The sequence below is a fragment of the Pseudonocardia sp. NPDC049635 genome (genome assembly GCF_040659795.1).
Classification (GTDB): Bacteria; Actinomycetota; Actinomycetes; order Mycobacteriales; family Pseudonocardiaceae; genus Pseudonocardia.
Map to the genome: position 1 here is coordinate 488,403 of NZ_JBFAON010000001.1, position 13,880 is coordinate 502,282.

Genomic DNA, 13,880 nt, shown 5'->3' on the forward strand with positions numbered 1-13,880 from the left:
GCCCGACGACGACGAGGACAACCCCTGTGACCAGACGATCCACGATGGTCCGCGCGTTGAACGACGCGCTGCGCAGCACCCTAAAGGACGATCCGGCCGTACTCGTGATGGGCGAGGACGTCGGCAGGCTCGGCGGTGTCTTCCGGGTCACCGACGGACTGCAGAAGGACTTCGGCGAGCAGCGCGTGCTCGACACCCCGCTGGCCGAGTCCGGCATCGTGGGCACCGCGATCGGGCTCGCGATGCGCGGCTACCGCCCGGTCTGCGAGATCCAGTTCGACGGGTTCGCCTACCCGGCGTTCAACCAGATCGTCTCCCAGCTCGCCAAACTGCACGCGCGCACCGCGGGTGCGGTCCGGCTCCCGGTGGTGATCCGGATCCCGGCCGGGGGCGGGATCGGTGCCGTCGAGCACCACAGCGAGTCGAACGAGGCCTACTTCGCGCACACCGCCGGCCTGCGGGTGGTGTACTGCTCGACCCCGCACGACGCGCACTGGATGCTGCGCCAGGCGATCACCGGTGCCGATCCGGTGCTGTTCTACGAACCGAAGCGGCGCTACTGGGCGAGCGGTGCGGTCGCCACCGACCCGGCCGATCCGTCGGTGCTCCCGCTGGACCGGGCCCGGATCGTCCGGCCCGGACGCGACCTCACCCTGCTCACCTACGGCGGCATGGTCGCGGTCTGCCTGGCCGCGGCCCAGGCGGCCACCGAGGACGGGCACGACCTGGAGGTCGTCGACCTGCGGACGCTGTCCCCGCTCGACCTGGACACGATCATGGGCTCGGTACGCCGGACCCGGCGCGCCGTCGTCGCGCACGAGGCCCCGACCTTCCTCGGGCTCGGCGCCGAGGTCGCCGCCGCGGTGACCGAACACTGCTTCTTCGATCTCGAGGCCCCGGTGCTGCGGGTCGGCGCCTACCACGCGCCCTACCCGCCCGCCCGGCTGGAGGACAAGTACCTGCCCGATCTCGACCGCGTGCTCGACGCCGTCGACCGAACCCTGGACCCCGCATGAGCAGCTCCACCGTCTCCGCCGGCACCGAGTTCCGGCTGCCCGACGTCGGCGAGGGCCTGACCGAGGCCGAGATCGTCACCTGGCGGGTCGCACCCGGGGACACGGTCGGCGTCAACGACCCGCTGGCCGACATCGAGACCGCGAAGTCGCTGGTCGAGCTGAGCAGCCCGCACGCGGGCACGGTCGCCGAGCTGTGTGCCGCCGAGGGCGACACGGTCCCGGTGGGATCGGTGCTCCTGCGTTTCACCGGTGCGCACGGGTCCGGCCCCTCCGTCGGAGCCACCGGCGGCACCGGAAGCGCCGGGGCCCGGGACGCCGCGGACCTGCCCGCCGAGGAGCCGGCCGTGCTGGTCGGGCCCGGTCCGCGGGCCGAACCCAGCCGCAGGCGGCGGCGGGCCCGGGACACCGGGCCAGGCCGTCCGCACACGGCTGCGGGCGCCGCCACCGGCGGCACGGACCACCCCGACGGCCGGCCCGGCGCCGGCAACTCCGGCAGCAGCCCCAACACCGGCACCGGCACCGGCACCAACACCGGCACCGGCACCGGCGCCGGCACCGGCACCGGCACGGGCGCGGGCACGGGCACGGGCGGCGCCACTACCGCGGCCGGCGCCGCCGTCGCCGGCGACGCCGACGCGCCCGCGCCGCGCGCCCCGGTGAACCCCGCTCCCCCACCCGCCGCGCCCGCCGTGCGCAGGCTGGCCCGTGAGCTCGGCATCCCGCTCGCCTCGGTCACCGCCACCGGCCCCGGTGGTCGAGTGCTGCGCGAGGACGTGCTGGGCCACTTCACCTCCGGGCTCGGCCCCGCCGTGACGGCACCGGACGGCGAGATCCGGACCCCGATCCGCGGGGTCCGCCGTGCCACCGCGGAGGCCGTCACCCGCAGCGCCTTCACCGCACCGCACGTCACCGAGTTCCTCGACGTCGACGTGACCGGGACGGTCGAGCTGGTGGCGCGGCTGCGCGAGGACCCGCGGCTCGCCGGGAGCCGGGTCACCCCGCTGCTGGTGGTGGCCCGGGCGGTGCTCGCCGCCGTCCGCGCCCATCCGGAGATCAACGCCACCTGGTCGGCGGAGACCGGTGAGATCGTGCAGCACGCGAGCGTCAACCTCGGGATCGCGGCGGCCACCGACCGCGGGCTGATCGTGCCGAACATCGCCGCCGCCGACCGCTTGGACCTGCCCGGCCTGGCCCGGGCGCTGGACGCACTGGTCGAGACCGCCCGCGCCGGCCGCACACCGGTCTCCGACCTGACCGGTGGCACCGTCACCGTCACCAACATCGGGGTGTTCGGGGTGGACGCCGCGACCCCGATCCTCAACCCCGGGGAGGCCGCGATCCTGTGCCTCGGGGCGTTCGGCCGCCGCCCGTGGGTGGTCGGTGACGACGTCGTCCCCCGGTGGACGACCCGGCTGTCGCTGTCGTTCGACCACCGGCTGGTCGACGGCGAGCTGGGCAGCCGGGTGCTGGCCCGGATCGGGGCCGTGCTGACCGACCCCACCTGGGAGCTGGCACTGGCCTGAACCCCGCCCCGGACCGCCCCCACGAAGAAGGAGCCATGACCGTACTGATCGACCGCAGGAGCCCGGGCGCGCCGACCGCGCTCACCACGTTCGCCGAGCAGGAGTTCGAACAGCTGCTCGTCAGCCGCGACCCGGCGGGCGGCCCGCGCGGGTTCATCGCGGTGCACGACACCTCGCTCGGGCCCGCCCTGGGCGGGGTCCGGGTGCGCCGCTACCCCGACGACGAGACCGCGGCCGCCGACGCGCTACGCCTGGCCAGGGCGATGACCTACAAGGCCGCGCTGGCCGGGCTGCCGCTCGGCGGCGGGAAATCGGTGATCAACGCCGACCCGCGCACCGAGAAGACCGCGGCCGTGCTCGCCGCCCACGGCCGGGCCATCGGGCTGCTCGGCGGGCGCTACATCCCGGCCGCCGACATGGGCACCGGCCCCGAGGACCTGCGGGTGATCGCCGAGCACACCCCGGTCGTGGCGAGCGCCGAGCGGGACCCCTCACCGTCCACCGCACGCGGGGTGGTCGCCGCGATGCGGGCGGTCGCCCGACGACGCGGGCACGACTCGCTGGCCGGGCTGTCGGTCGCCGTGCAGGGCGTCGGGAACGTCGGCCGGCACATCGTCGAGCTGCTGCACGCCGAGGGGGCCCGCACCGTGGTCGACGATCTCGACCCGGGCCGGGTCCGGGACGTGGCGGACCGGTTCGGTGCGGTCCCGGCCGACGGCTCCGACGTGCTGCTCGCCGACGTCGACCTGGTCTGCCCGGCCGGAGCGGGCCTGGTCCTCGACACCGAGCGGGTCGACCGGCTCCGCGCCTGGGCGGTGGTGCCGGCCGCGAACAACGCGCTGGCCGGTGACGAGCAGGCGGCCCGGTTGCGCGAACGCGGCATCGACTACGTCCCCGACTTCGTCGCCAACGCCGGTGGCCTGATCTCCTGCGAGGCAGAGATCCGCGGCGTCACCGAGTTCACCGACCGGCTGGACGCGATCGCCGGCACCACCGCCGAGGTGCTGGCGGCCGCCGACGCCGACGGGGTCGACGCGCTCACCGCCGCCACCGCGGTCGCGGACCGCAGGCTCGCGGCGGCCCGGGCCCGCGGGTAGCGCCCGGCGGCCGCCGGAGGACCGTCGCGGCCCTCCGGCGGCTCCCGCCCGGACACCGCCACGGGCTCAGCGCAGCGAGGTGCGCCGCTCCACCGATCCCGCCCCCCACCAGGCGAGCACCCCGGTCGCGACGACGGCGAGCGGCACGATACCCAGTCCGACGACGCTCGGGTCGTTCTGCCCGACCGGGTCGCGCAGCGCCTGCATGAAGTCCGCGAGCATCCCCTGGGCGACGAACGTCCCGGCGTCGGGCCCGGTGATCCGCAGCCCGAACGGCACGAACAGCATCGCCGCGAGCCCGAGCACCTGCATCACCAGGTAGAGGGCGACACCGCCGAGCACCGGCGCCCCGAACCCGAGATGGTTGAACCGGCTCTCGGCCCCGATCGACATGACCGCGGCGCCGGCGACGACGGTGAACACCGACTGCACGAGCACGCATCCGGCGAGGAACCAGACGGTCGCCGCCCCGACCGTACCGATCCCGTCCGACAGCTCCTGGAACGCCGCCGCGACGCCGACGCCCCGCGCCGATGCGGAGACGGCGACGACGGCACCGGCCCCGCCGACGGTGAGCGCCAGCGCGCCGACCGTCACGGCGATCCCGTGGAGGACCTTCACCGCGAAGAGGGTGCTTCCCCGCACCGGGACGGTCATCGTGAAGTACCCCTCGCGGCCGTACATGGTGCGCCAGTAGTGCTCGGCGAGGACCACGAGGACCAGCGGGGTGATCAGCGTGACGACCGCGACGGCCAGCGCGAAGCCGAGCTCGCCCAGCACCGGGATCCGGAGGGCGACCACCACCAGCGAGAGCGCCCCGACCCCCAGCGCGACGCCGATCGTGGTGCCGAGCGTCCGCCGGGTCGAGCGGACCTCGTGGGAGAGCAGCGCGCCGATCATGAGGCGTACACCTTCCGGAAGAGTGCGTCGAGGCTCGTGCCGTGGACGTCGCGGAGGTCGTCGGCCGTGCCCTGCAGCAGCACCCGCCCCTCCCGCAGGAACACGACGGAGTCGACGATCGGTTCGACGTCCTGGATGAGGTGGGTCGAGACCAGCAGGAGTGCGTCCTCGGCGAAGTTCTGCAGGATCCCCCGGAGGATCACGTCGCGCGAGGCCGGATCGACCCCGGAGATCGGCTCGTCGAGCAGGTACACCCGGGCCCGCCGGGACATCGCGAGCGAGATCTGCACCTTCTCCCGCATCCCCTTCGACATCTCCTTGAGGGTGCGGTCCTGCGGCAGGTTGAAGAATCCGATCATCTCGCGGGCCCGGTCCGCGTCGAAGTCGGCGAAGAACCGGGCGAACTGTGCGATCGCGTCGGCGGGCGTGTGCCGGTCGGGCAGGAAGGAGGTGTCGGGGAGGAACGAGACGAGCGCCTTCGACCCGGGCCCCGGGGCGTGGCCGGCCACCCGGACCGTGCCGGTCCAGTCGGCGAGCACCCCGGCGAGGATCTTCAGCAGCGTCGTCTTGCCGGACCCGTTGTCCCCCATCAGGCCGATGACCTGGCCCGAGGTGAGTTCGAGATCCAGCCCGGCCAGCGCGGGTCTGCCGCGGTAGGCCTTGTGGAGGTCGGTGACCTCGATGGCCGGTGGGTCCGCGTTCATCGGACGTCCTTTCGCTCGGTGTGTGCGGTGTCGGCGGCCGCCCGGTTCCGCTCCCAGCGTCGGGCGAGCAGCTCACCGGCCTCGGCGAGGCTCATCCCGAGCCCGGCCGCGGCGGCCGCGAACCCGTCGGCGGTGGCGGCGGCGAGTCCGGTGCGGGCCTGCGCGACCGCGTCGGCGTCCCGGGTGACGAAGCGACCTGCGGTGCGCTCGGCCGTGGTGAGGCCCAGCCGGTCGACCTCGCTGAGCGCCTTCTGCACGGTGTTGGGGTTCACGCCCAGTTCGAGCGCGAGTTCCCGCACGGAGGGCACCTTGGTACCGGCCGGCCATTCCCCGACCGCGACGCGCCGCCGGAACTCGTCGACGAGCTGCGACCAGATGGGGCGTGAGTCGTCGATCTGCATCCGGCCCCCTTCAGCGGTGGTCCGGGCACGCTGCCCGGGCTTGTATCACTGTATGACGACAGTAGTACAGCAGGCAAGTGCAGGATCGCCGAGGCCGGCTCAGCGCAGGTGCAGGTGCAGGTGCAGGCATCGGCACGGGCACCGGCGCAGCCGGGCCGGCGCGCACAGGCCGGGTGAGCGCTGCCCGGACCGGGCAACCGCCCCGGTCAGATCGCGGGCGGTCCGTCGTGTGCGGTGACCTCGGGCACCTCGTGCGGGAACGGTGAGACCGCCACCGCACACAGCTGGCCGGTGCACCCCTGCGCCAACCGCGACGTGCCGCGATCGCGGGTCAGGACGTTCGGGTTGCCGTGCACGCAGAGGGCGTCGTCCCCGGCGTCGGGGCGCTCCGGGTCCGGGCGCGGATCCCACCACGCACCGGTCGGTAGCTGCAGCACACCGGGCCGGATGTCGTCGGTCACCCGGGCCGAGGCCAGGCAGGCACCCCGGTCGTTGTGCAGCCGCACCACGTCACCGTCGGAGATCCCGAGGCCCGCGGCGTCGTCCGGGTGGATCCGCACGACCTCCCGCCCGGACCGCTTCGAACCCGCCGAGTGCGCGCCGAAGTCCAGCTGCGAGTGCAGCCGGGTCGCCGGCTGGTTGGACACCAGCCAGAACGGGTGCCGCTCGTCGGGCGCCTCGGTGGGTTCCAGCCAGGCGGGGTGTCCGGGGTGGTCGGCGTAGCCGTGTCCGGCGATCCGCGCGGACCCGACCTGGATGCGCCCCGACGGCGTCGGCAACGGGTGCGCCGCCGGATCGGCGCGGAACCGGCCGAGGGCGCCGCCGTCGTCCGGGCGCTGGGGCAGCTCCAGCTCGCCGCGCTCCCAGAACTCGTCGAAGTCCGGGGCGTCGAGGCCACGGTCGGCGAGCGCCTTGCGGGTGCGGTCGTACATGTGGACCAGCCAGTCGTGCGCGCTCCGGCCCTCGGTGAACGTCTCGCCGTGCCCCAGCCGGTGGGCGAGCGCGGCGAAGGTGTCGTAGTCGTCGCGGGCCTCACCGCGCGGCGGGACGAGCCGCTTCATCGCGACCATCAGCGGGTCCGAGCTGGTGGCGCCGATGTCGTCGCGCTCGAGAGTGGTCGTGGAGGGCAGGACGACGTCGGCGTGCCGTGCGGTGGCGGTCCACATCGGGTCGTGCACCACGAAGGTGTCCAGCTCGGCGACGGCCCGGCGCAGCCGGCGCAGGTCCTGGTGGTGGTGGAACGGGTTGCCGCCCGCCCACCAGGCGAGCCGCACGTGCGGATAGGTGTGCTCGGCGCCGTCGTAGGCGTAGGTCTCGCCCGGGTGCAGCAGCATGTCCGCGACCCGGGCGACCGGGATGAACGACGACACCGGGTTCGGGAGCCGGGAGAAGGTCGGCACCGGCACCGCGTTGCGCAGCCTGCCGTAGTGCCCGAGCGAACCGAGGCCGTAGTTGAAGCCGCCACCGGGCAGCCCGATCTGGCCGAGCACCGCGGCCAGCGCGGTCGCCCCCCACACCGGCTGCTCACCGTGCTCGGCGCGCTGCAACGACTGCGCGACGGTGACCAGCGTCCGCCCGTAGGCGATCCGCCAGGCCAGGTCCCGGATCGTGGACGCGTCGATCCCGGTGATGCCGGCGGCCCACTCGGCGTCCTTGACCGGCGTCGCGAACAGGTACTCGCGCAGCTGCTCCCAGCCCTCGCAGTGGGTGTCGAGGAACTCGCCGTCGTGCCGGCTCTCGGCGGTGAGGGTGTGCATCAACGCCAGCATCAACGCCACGTCGGTGCCCGGGCGGATCGGCAACCAGGTCGCGTCGACCTCCTCGGGCAGGTCCGGACGCAACGGGCTGACCAGCACGAACACCGCACCCCGGTCGCGCGCGGCGCGCATCGCCCCGCGCTCCACGTGCCGGCTCACCCCACCGGCGGCGATCGCCGAGTTCTTCAGCGCCATCCCGCCGAACGCCAGCACCGTGTCGGTGTGCGCGGCGACCGCCTCCCAGGTGACGGCGTTACGGCTGACCGAGTCGAACGCGCCGAGCACCTGCGGCAGGATCACCTCGGCCGCGCCGCCGGAGTAGGTGTTGACCGAGCGGGTGTAGCCGCCGGTCGCGGCGAGGAAGCGGTGCAGCTGCCCCTGCGCGTGATGGAACCGTCCGGCGGACGCCCAGCCGTAGGAGCCGCCGTAGACGGCGGCGTCGCCGTAGGTGGAGCGGACCCGGTGGGTCTCCTCGGCGAGCCGGTCCAGCACCGCGTCCCAGGACACGGTCAGGTAGCCGTCCCGGCCGCGAGCGGGATCGCGGCCGGGCCCGTGTTCCCACCAGCCCCGCCGGACCGCCGGGGCCATCACCCGGGCCGGGTGCGCCACCGCGGCCGGGATGTTGTCCAGCACCGGCGACGGGTCCGGGTCGCCCGGGTGCGGGCGCACCCGCAACCGCTCGCCGTCGTAGCGGGCGCGGAACACGCCCCAGTGGGCACTGTGGGTCTGCTCGATCTCGGTCACCGCGTTCCACGCTATGCGGCCCGCACCCGCATGCGGAAGCCGATCGCGGGGGAAGCTGGGTGCATGACGAACACGCTGACCGCCGCAGAGCTGCTCATCGACCACTTCGGCCGGGTGGACGGGCTGGTGCACGACGTCGTCGACGGGCTCACCGAGGACGATCTGGCCCGCCGCCCGGACGGCCCCGACGGCACGGGCAACCCGATCGGCTGGCTCGTCTGGCACCTGCTGCGGGTCCAGGACGACCACGTCGCCGAGGCGTTCGGCACCGGCCAGGTCTGGATCGACGACGGCTGGGCCGAGCGCTTCGGGCTCCCCCTGGACCCGCACGACACCGGGTACGGCCACACCCGCGAGCAGGTCGACGCCGTCCGCACCACCGCCGGGCTCCTCGCCGGGTACGGCGAGGCGGTGCACGCCAGGACGGTGGCGCACCTGGCCTCGCTCACCGACGCCGACCTCGCCCGGGTGCTGCCGCCCACCTACGGCGAGGGTGTCACGCTGGGCGCCCGACTGGTCAGCGTGCTCGGTGACGACCTGCAGCACGCCGGACAGGCCGCCTACCTGCGCGGGCTGTTCGGTCGCTGAACGCCGCCGGTCCGCGGTCGCCCCCGTTCGCGGACGGCGACCGGTGGTGGTGACCCGTCACGACCGTCACCGGCGTCCGGCGCCCGGGCGGCGCCGCATAGGCTGATCGGGATGCCCGCGCCCACGCACGTTCCCGACCTGACCGGCCTCGCGCTGCTCGACGCGATCGCCCGCACCGGCAGCCTCGGCGGCGCCGCGCACGAGCTGGGACTGTCCGTGCAGGCCGCCACGGCCCGCGTCCGGGCGGTCGAACAGCTGGTCGGCACCCCGGTCCTGGAGCGGGGCCGGCGCGGTCGCCGGTCGAGCAGGCTCACCGCGCGGGGGGTGCTGCTCGTCGAATGGGCCGGGCCGGTGCTCGCGGCGGCCCGGGACCTCGACGCCGCGGTCGCCACCCTGCGCCCGCCGGGCGAGGGCGCTCCCGACGGCGAGGACACCGGCAGCAACCCGGACCGTGCCGAGCCGGTCGTGCTGGCCGCTGGTCCCACGGCCGCCGAATCACTGCTGCCCGGCTGGTTGGTCGAGCTGCGCGACGGCCCCGGCGGGCGGATCACGCTGCTCGACACCGCCGATCCGGCGACCGCGGTCCGTGACGGGCACGCCACCGTCGGGATCGTCGAGAACGGCGGCCCGCTGGACGGGCTGCACGCGACCACGGTCGCGAGCGACACCCTGGTGCTGGTCGTGCCGCCCGGGCACCCGCTGGCCGGCGGCCCGGGGATCGACGGCGCCGAGCTGGCGGCGACGCCGCTGGTGAGCCGGCGGCCGGACGCCGGTTCGCGACCGGTGCTCGATGCGGCTCTGCGCGACGTGGCCGGCGGGTCCCCGCTCGCCCGGCCGATCCGGGAGCTGGCGGCCGACGCCGCGGTGCGGGCCGCCGTTCGCAGCGGCGACGGACCGGCGGTGCTGCCCCGGATGGTGGTCGGCACGGACCTGGCGACCGGGGTCCTGGCCGAGGTGCCGGTGCACGGGGTGGAGCTCACCCGCGAGTTCCGCGCCGTGTGGCAGGAGGGGACCTCACCGCAGGGGACCGCCCGGGACCTCCTGCGCATCGCCACCGGTGGCCGGATCCGCTGAGCCGCGGCGATCGGCCCGGTGCACCGCCACCCAGCCGATCGTGGCCGCGCCGATGCAGGCCAGCGCACCGAGGGCGAGCCCGCCACGGCCGCCGAAGTGTTCGCTCACCCAGCCCGCGATCGGACCGCCGACCGGGGTCGACCCGAGGAACGCCACCGACCACAGCGCCATCACCCGGCCACGCATGTGCGGATCCGAGGCGAGCTGCAGGGTGCTGTTCCCGCCGGCCATGAACGCGACGCTGGCCATCCCGACCAGGCCCATCGCGACGAGGGCGAGCCACAGCGTCGGTGCCACCGCGACGAGGCCCATCGCCAGCCCGAACAGCAACGACGTGCGCACCATCGCGGGCAGCCCGGTCCGGCCGCTGCCCGCGACCACCAGGCCGCCGATCACCGCGCCGACGCCCATCGCGCCGGTCAGGTAGCCGTAGGTGCCGGCGTCGCCGCCGAAGGTCTCGGAGGCGACGACCGGCAGCACGACCGGGAACTCGTAGGCCAGGCAGCCGACCAAGGCCATCATGACCAGGGGGACGCCGAGCTCCGGGGTCCGCCGGACGTAGGCCAGCCCGGCGCGCAGCTGACCGGGTGCCCGTGGTTCCGGTTCGCTCGGGGTGAGCGCGGAGACCTCGAGCCGCAGCAGCGACGTCACGACGGCGACGAAGCTGGCCGCGTTCACCGCGAAGCACATACCGGTGCCGCCCGCGACGATCACCACCCCGGCGACGGCGGGGCCGATCGCGCGGGCCGCGTTGACCAGGACCGAGTTCAGGGTGACGGCGTTGCGCAGGTCGTCCGGGCCGACCAGCTCGTGCACGAAGACCTGCCGGGCCGGGTTCTCGAACGCCTTGTTCAGGCCGAGGACCGCGGCCAGCAGGTAGACGTGCCACAGCAGGACGGTGCCGGTGAGCGTGAGGATCGCCAGCGCGAGCGCCTGCAGACCCATCAGCGTCTGCAGGCCGATCATCAGCCGCCGCCGGTCCAGCCGGTCCACCCAGACACCGGCGTAGGGACCGACCAGCAGGGTGGGCAGGGTCTGCACGGCGACGACCGTGCCGAGCACCGCCGCCGACCCGGTCAGCTCGTAGACCAGCCAGGACTGCGCGATCGACTGCATCCAGGTGCCGATCATGGAGATCGACTGGCCGCCGAACCACAACCGGTAGTTGCGGCCGGAGAGGGCCGAGAAGGTCCGGGCGGAGTACGACCGCAACGCCGTCCGGGCGCTCACCGGGGGTCTCGGAGCGAGCCCGCGAGGGCCTCGAGCGCGGGCAGCGCGGCCCGCAGCGGCTCGGCGTGACCGTCCGGGAGGCCGTCGACGTGCTGGGCGAGCAGCCGGGCGCGTTCCTCGCGCTGGCGGGTGTGCTCGGCGATCCCGGCCTCGGTCGCGGCGACCCGCACGGCGCGCCCGTCGACCGGGTCGGTGTCACGGACCAGCAGCCCGGCGGCCTCCAGCTTCCCGGCCAGCCGGGACAGCATCGTGGGGTTGAGACCCTCCAGCGTCGCGAGCTCGCCCATCCCGAGCGGGCCGCGGACGACCACCGTCGCGAGCACCGACACCTGGGTGCGGGTCAGGTCGGACCCGCGGGAGCGCCGGTCCAGCCCGCGGGTGATCCGGGCGAGGGCCAGCCGCAACCGGACGAGCTCGTCGGGATCCAGGCCGCTCATGGTGCTCCGCTCGTCGCTGTATGCTGCTGGGCTCTTCATTGCCTACCGGCAAGCATATACCTCGGTACGGACGTGCGCCGGGCCCCCCGGGTGGCGAGGGCTCAGCCCCCGGTCACCCCGCCCTCGGCACGGAGCCGGGCCGCCAGCCGCTGCAGCTCCTCGCGCAGCGACGCGAGCTGCTCGATCGGCAGCCCGGTGGCCCGGACCACCTCGTTCTGCGCGACCACGGCCCGTTCCCGCAGCGCCGCCCCCTCGTCGGTGAGCGAGACCTGGACGCTCCGCTCGTTGTCGGGACGGCGGAACCGGGTGATCAGGCCGCGGCTCTCCAACCGGGTCAGCATCGGCGAGAGCGTGCCGCTGTCGAGGAACATGCGCTCCCCCAGCTCCCGCTGCGGGATGCTCTCCTCCGCCCACAGCACGAGCAGTACCGCGTACTGGCTGTAGGTGAGCCCGATCGCGTCGAGCACCGGCCGGTAACAGCCGGTCATCGCCCGCGACGCCGAGTGCAGCGCGAAACAGAGCTGCTCGTCGAGCGGCAGCGGCGCAACCGATCCGGGCTGGTCCATCGGCACAGCGTAGGCCGTCGCACCGGGGAGTCCAGCCACGCCTCGACCGCGGCCGACCGCCTCCGGGGTGCGGCCGGCGCGCCTACCATCGGGCCCGGACGGCACCGACCGAGGACGGGGTGGGGCGATGGACGAGCGCGACCGGACGCATCTGCGACGTTGCGTCGAGCTGGCCGAGGAGGCGCTCCTGGCCGGCGACCAGCCGTTCGGCTCGGTGCTGGTCGACGGCTCCGGGACCGCCCTCGCCGAGGACCGCAACCGGGTGTCCGGCGGGGATCCGACGCAGCACCCGGAGTTCGCACTGGCCCGCCTGTCGACCGGCCTGCTCGCTCCCGCCGAGCGGGCCGCGGCCACCGTCTACACCTCGGGCGAGCACTGTCCGATGTGCGCCGCCGCGCACGCCTGGGCCGGTCTCGGGCGGATCGTCTACGCCAGCTCCACCGCTCAACTGCGCACCTGGCACCAGGAGATCGGGGTGGCGCCCGGCCCGGTCCGGCCGCTGCCGGTCACCGACGTGGCGCCCGGTGTCCGGGTGGAGGGGCCCGACCCCGATCTCGCCCCGCGGGTCCGGCTGCTGCACGAGCGGTACCACCGGGGCCGGAGCTGAGCAGGGTCCGGGGCGGCCGGTGCCCTCAGGCGGCCGGCCCGACCGGGAAACGCAGTACGGCGCCGAGTCCGTCGACGAGCGTCACGTCGTCACCGGGTGCGGCGAGCACCACCCGGGCGTCCGCGGCGGCGGCCGCGCGCACGAGCACCCCGACCGCGGGCGCCGAGGTGACCGGCCCGCCGTCGAGCAGGTCCTCCGGTTTCTCCGCGACCGCCGCCGGGCTCGCACCGACCAGCAGTTCGGTGCCCGGCACCGACGAGGGGTCGATCACCAGGGTCTCGACGGCCTGCGCCCGGGTCGCGGCGACGACGTCGCTCAACCCGGTCACCGCCAACCCCTCGGCCCGGCCGGACGCCGTCGCGTAGCTCGCGACCGCCTCGGACCGGCGCCGCTCGCGCACCTCGTCCGCGGCGGCCCGCACGGTGTCCTCGAGCCGGCTCGGCGAGGTGCCGCCGGTGTTCTCGACCTCGGCCATAATCTCGGCCGAGGCGGGCGCCAGCTCGTCGCGCAACCGGGCCCTGGCCGGCGCCTCGCCCGCCACCACGAGCAGTTCCGCGTTGCCGGCGCGGACCAGCTTGTCGACCCGTTCGGCGACGGCCTGCGCATTGCGCTTCCAGGTCTCCTCGACCCGGGCGTCCGCGCCGCCCTCGCCGGGGCCCGCGGTGTTCGCCTTGTGCACCGGGCCGGAGGAACCGGAGTCGACGGTCTCCACGGTGCCGTCCACCGCGCGGATCTCCCCACCGGTGTTGTCGATCGCGACCACGACGGTCGGCACCTGCTCACCGACCGCGGCGAGCACCGGCAGCAGCTCGGGCACGGGACCCCAGGACGCGGTGCCGCGCTCGGGCGGGACCTCGGTGTGCCGGTCGAGCAGCACCGAGTCCGGATCGGCGACGAGCACCCGGCCCGCGGTGCCGTCCGGGGCGGGCGCGTTGGTCACCGCGTCGTCGAGCACCGCCAGGGTCCGCTCGTCCGCCCCGGCGTCGACGAGGCGCTCGCGCAGGTCGCGCCACCGCAGCCGGTACTGCTCGGTGGCGTCGGCGGTGTCGTGCGTGGCGTCCAGGACGACGGTCGCGAAGGGACCGTCGCTGTCGTTCAGGTGTCGGATCCAGTCGGTTCGCATCACCGGTCGCGTTCCCGGCACGTGGCGGTGCAAACCATCGGCTGCGGCGTGTGCTCCGTGCGCCGGCGGGTGATCCCGGGCAGACTCGGTGATCACCGCGGCGCCACAGGCGG

14 protein-coding genes are annotated in these 13,880 nt (G+C 74.9%); 6 read left to right on the top strand and 8 right to left on the bottom strand.

What is annotated here, in order from left to right; all coding sequences use genetic code 11:
* The first annotated feature begins 44 nt into the window (after positions 1-44).
* The 3 genes from AB0J24_RS02245 to AB0J24_RS02255 are packed head-to-tail and all read left to right on the top strand — an operon-like array spanning position 45 to position 3,636.
* Positions 45-1,016 (top strand): alpha-ketoacid dehydrogenase subunit beta, encoded by a 972-nt coding sequence (locus AB0J24_RS02245; RefSeq protein WP_358674379.1) that lies wholly within the window; start codon positions 45-47, stop codon positions 1,014-1,016.
* Positions 1,013-2,539 carry a dihydrolipoamide acetyltransferase family protein gene (locus tag AB0J24_RS02250; protein WP_358674076.1) on the top strand — a complete coding sequence of 509 codons (1,527 nt, stop codon included), beginning with the start codon at positions 1,013-1,015 and terminating at the stop codon, positions 2,537-2,539. Before AB0J24_RS02245 ends, AB0J24_RS02250 begins: the two co-directional genes overlap by 4 nt.
* 35 nt (positions 2,540-2,574) lie before the next feature.
* A complete protein-coding gene (locus AB0J24_RS02255) occupies positions 2,575-3,636 on the top strand; it encodes a Glu/Leu/Phe/Val dehydrogenase dimerization domain-containing protein (RefSeq protein ID WP_358674079.1) in 1,062 nt (353 codons plus the stop codon).
* Positions 3,637-3,702: 66 nt separating this feature from the next.
* On the opposite strand, the gene AB0J24_RS02260 is transcribed toward AB0J24_RS02255, so the two are convergent.
* From AB0J24_RS02260 to AB0J24_RS02275, 4 genes are all read right to left on the bottom strand, one after another.
* Positions 3,703-4,536 (bottom strand): hypothetical protein, encoded by an 834-nt coding sequence (locus tag AB0J24_RS02260; protein WP_358674082.1) that lies wholly within the window; start codon positions 4,534-4,536, stop codon positions 3,703-3,705.
* A complete protein-coding gene (locus AB0J24_RS02265) occupies positions 4,533-5,240 on the bottom strand; it encodes an ABC transporter ATP-binding protein (RefSeq protein ID WP_358674085.1) in 708 nt (235 codons plus the stop codon). Before AB0J24_RS02265 ends, AB0J24_RS02260 begins: the two co-directional genes overlap by 4 nt.
* Positions 5,237-5,641: a GntR family transcriptional regulator gene (locus AB0J24_RS02270; RefSeq protein WP_358674088.1), complete on the bottom strand. Its 405-nt coding sequence runs from the start codon at positions 5,639-5,641 to the stop codon at positions 5,237-5,239. The genes AB0J24_RS02265 and AB0J24_RS02270 overlap by 4 nt, the downstream gene beginning before the upstream one ends.
* Positions 5,642-5,847: 206 nt before the next feature.
* The gene (locus AB0J24_RS02275) at positions 5,848-8,142 is read right to left on the bottom strand and encodes a molybdopterin-dependent oxidoreductase (protein WP_358674091.1); all 2,295 of its coding nucleotides are present in this window, start codon (positions 8,140-8,142) and stop codon (positions 5,848-5,850) included.
* A 63-nt stretch (positions 8,143-8,205) separates the two neighbouring features.
* Between AB0J24_RS02275 and AB0J24_RS02280 the strand changes: the two genes are divergently transcribed.
* Positions 8,206-8,730, top strand: coding sequence for a DinB family protein (locus tag AB0J24_RS02280; RefSeq protein WP_358674094.1), 525 nt, complete (start codon positions 8,206-8,208; stop codon positions 8,728-8,730).
* 111 nt (positions 8,731-8,841) lie between these two features.
* The gene (locus AB0J24_RS02285) at positions 8,842-9,804 is read left to right on the top strand and encodes a LysR family transcriptional regulator (protein ID WP_358674097.1); all 963 of its coding nucleotides are present in this window, start codon (positions 8,842-8,844) and stop codon (positions 9,802-9,804) included.
* Here the strand turns inward: AB0J24_RS02285 and AB0J24_RS02290 are convergent.
* From AB0J24_RS02290 to AB0J24_RS02300, 3 genes are all read right to left on the bottom strand, one after another.
* The gene (locus AB0J24_RS02290; protein ID WP_358674100.1) at positions 9,745-11,034 is read right to left on the bottom strand and encodes an MFS transporter; all 1,290 of its coding nucleotides are present in this window, start codon (positions 11,032-11,034) and stop codon (positions 9,745-9,747) included. The genes AB0J24_RS02285 and AB0J24_RS02290 overlap by 60 nt on opposite strands.
* On the bottom strand, positions 11,031-11,471 hold the full coding sequence (locus AB0J24_RS02295) for a MarR family transcriptional regulator (protein WP_358674102.1): 441 nt from the start codon (positions 11,469-11,471) through the stop codon (positions 11,031-11,033). Before AB0J24_RS02295 ends, AB0J24_RS02290 begins: the two co-directional genes overlap by 4 nt.
* A gap of 101 nt (positions 11,472-11,572) precedes the next feature.
* A complete protein-coding gene (locus AB0J24_RS02300) occupies positions 11,573-12,037 on the bottom strand; it encodes a MarR family transcriptional regulator (protein WP_358674105.1) in 465 nt (154 codons plus the stop codon).
* Between the two features lie 127 nt (positions 12,038-12,164).
* Between AB0J24_RS02300 and AB0J24_RS02305 the strand changes: the two genes are divergently transcribed.
* On the top strand, positions 12,165-12,644 hold the full coding sequence (locus AB0J24_RS02305) for a nucleoside deaminase (protein WP_358674108.1): 480 nt from the start codon (positions 12,165-12,167) through the stop codon (positions 12,642-12,644).
* A gap of 25 nt (positions 12,645-12,669) precedes the next feature.
* Here the strand turns inward: AB0J24_RS02305 and AB0J24_RS02310 are convergent, their stop codons facing one another.
* The gene (locus tag AB0J24_RS02310) at positions 12,670-13,767 is read right to left on the bottom strand and encodes a Vms1/Ankzf1 family peptidyl-tRNA hydrolase (RefSeq protein ID WP_358674110.1); all 1,098 of its coding nucleotides are present in this window, start codon (positions 13,765-13,767) and stop codon (positions 12,670-12,672) included.
* Between the last annotated feature and the right edge of the window lie 113 nt (positions 13,768-13,880).

Excerpts from the sequence above, each read along its gene's own strand:
- AB0J24_RS02305 (WP_358674108.1), top strand. The coding sequence starts at position 12,165 with ATGGACGAGCGCGACCGGACGCATCTGCGACGTTGCGTCGAGCTGGCC.
- AB0J24_RS02255 (WP_358674079.1), top strand. The coding sequence starts at position 2,575 with ATGACCGTACTGATCGACCGCAGGAGCCCGGGCGCGCCGACCGCGCTC.
- AB0J24_RS02265 (WP_358674085.1), bottom strand. The coding sequence starts at position 5,240 with ATGAACGCGGACCCACCGGCCATCGAGGTCACCGACCTCCACAAGGCC.
- AB0J24_RS02245 (WP_358674379.1), top strand. The coding sequence starts at position 45 with ATGGTCCGCGCGTTGAACGACGCGCTGCGCAGCACCCTAAAGGACGAT.
- AB0J24_RS02260 (WP_358674082.1), bottom strand. The coding sequence starts at position 4,536 with ATGATCGGCGCGCTGCTCTCCCACGAGGTCCGCTCGACCCGGCGGACG.
- AB0J24_RS02295 (WP_358674102.1), bottom strand. The coding sequence starts at position 11,471 with ATGAGCGGCCTGGATCCCGACGAGCTCGTCCGGTTGCGGCTGGCCCTC.
- AB0J24_RS02280 (WP_358674094.1), top strand. The coding sequence starts at position 8,206 with ATGACGAACACGCTGACCGCCGCAGAGCTGCTCATCGACCACTTCGGC.
- AB0J24_RS02300 (WP_358674105.1), bottom strand. The coding sequence starts at position 12,037 with ATGGACCAGCCCGGATCGGTTGCGCCGCTGCCGCTCGACGAGCAGCTC.
- AB0J24_RS02285 (WP_358674097.1), top strand. The coding sequence starts at position 8,842 with ATGCCCGCGCCCACGCACGTTCCCGACCTGACCGGCCTCGCGCTGCTC.
- AB0J24_RS02250 (WP_358674076.1), top strand. The coding sequence starts at position 1,013 with ATGAGCAGCTCCACCGTCTCCGCCGGCACCGAGTTCCGGCTGCCCGAC.
- AB0J24_RS02270 (WP_358674088.1), bottom strand. The coding sequence starts at position 5,641 with ATGCAGATCGACGACTCACGCCCCATCTGGTCGCAGCTCGTCGACGAG.
- AB0J24_RS02310 (WP_358674110.1), bottom strand. The coding sequence starts at position 13,767 with ATGCGAACCGACTGGATCCGACACCTGAACGACAGCGACGGTCCCTTC.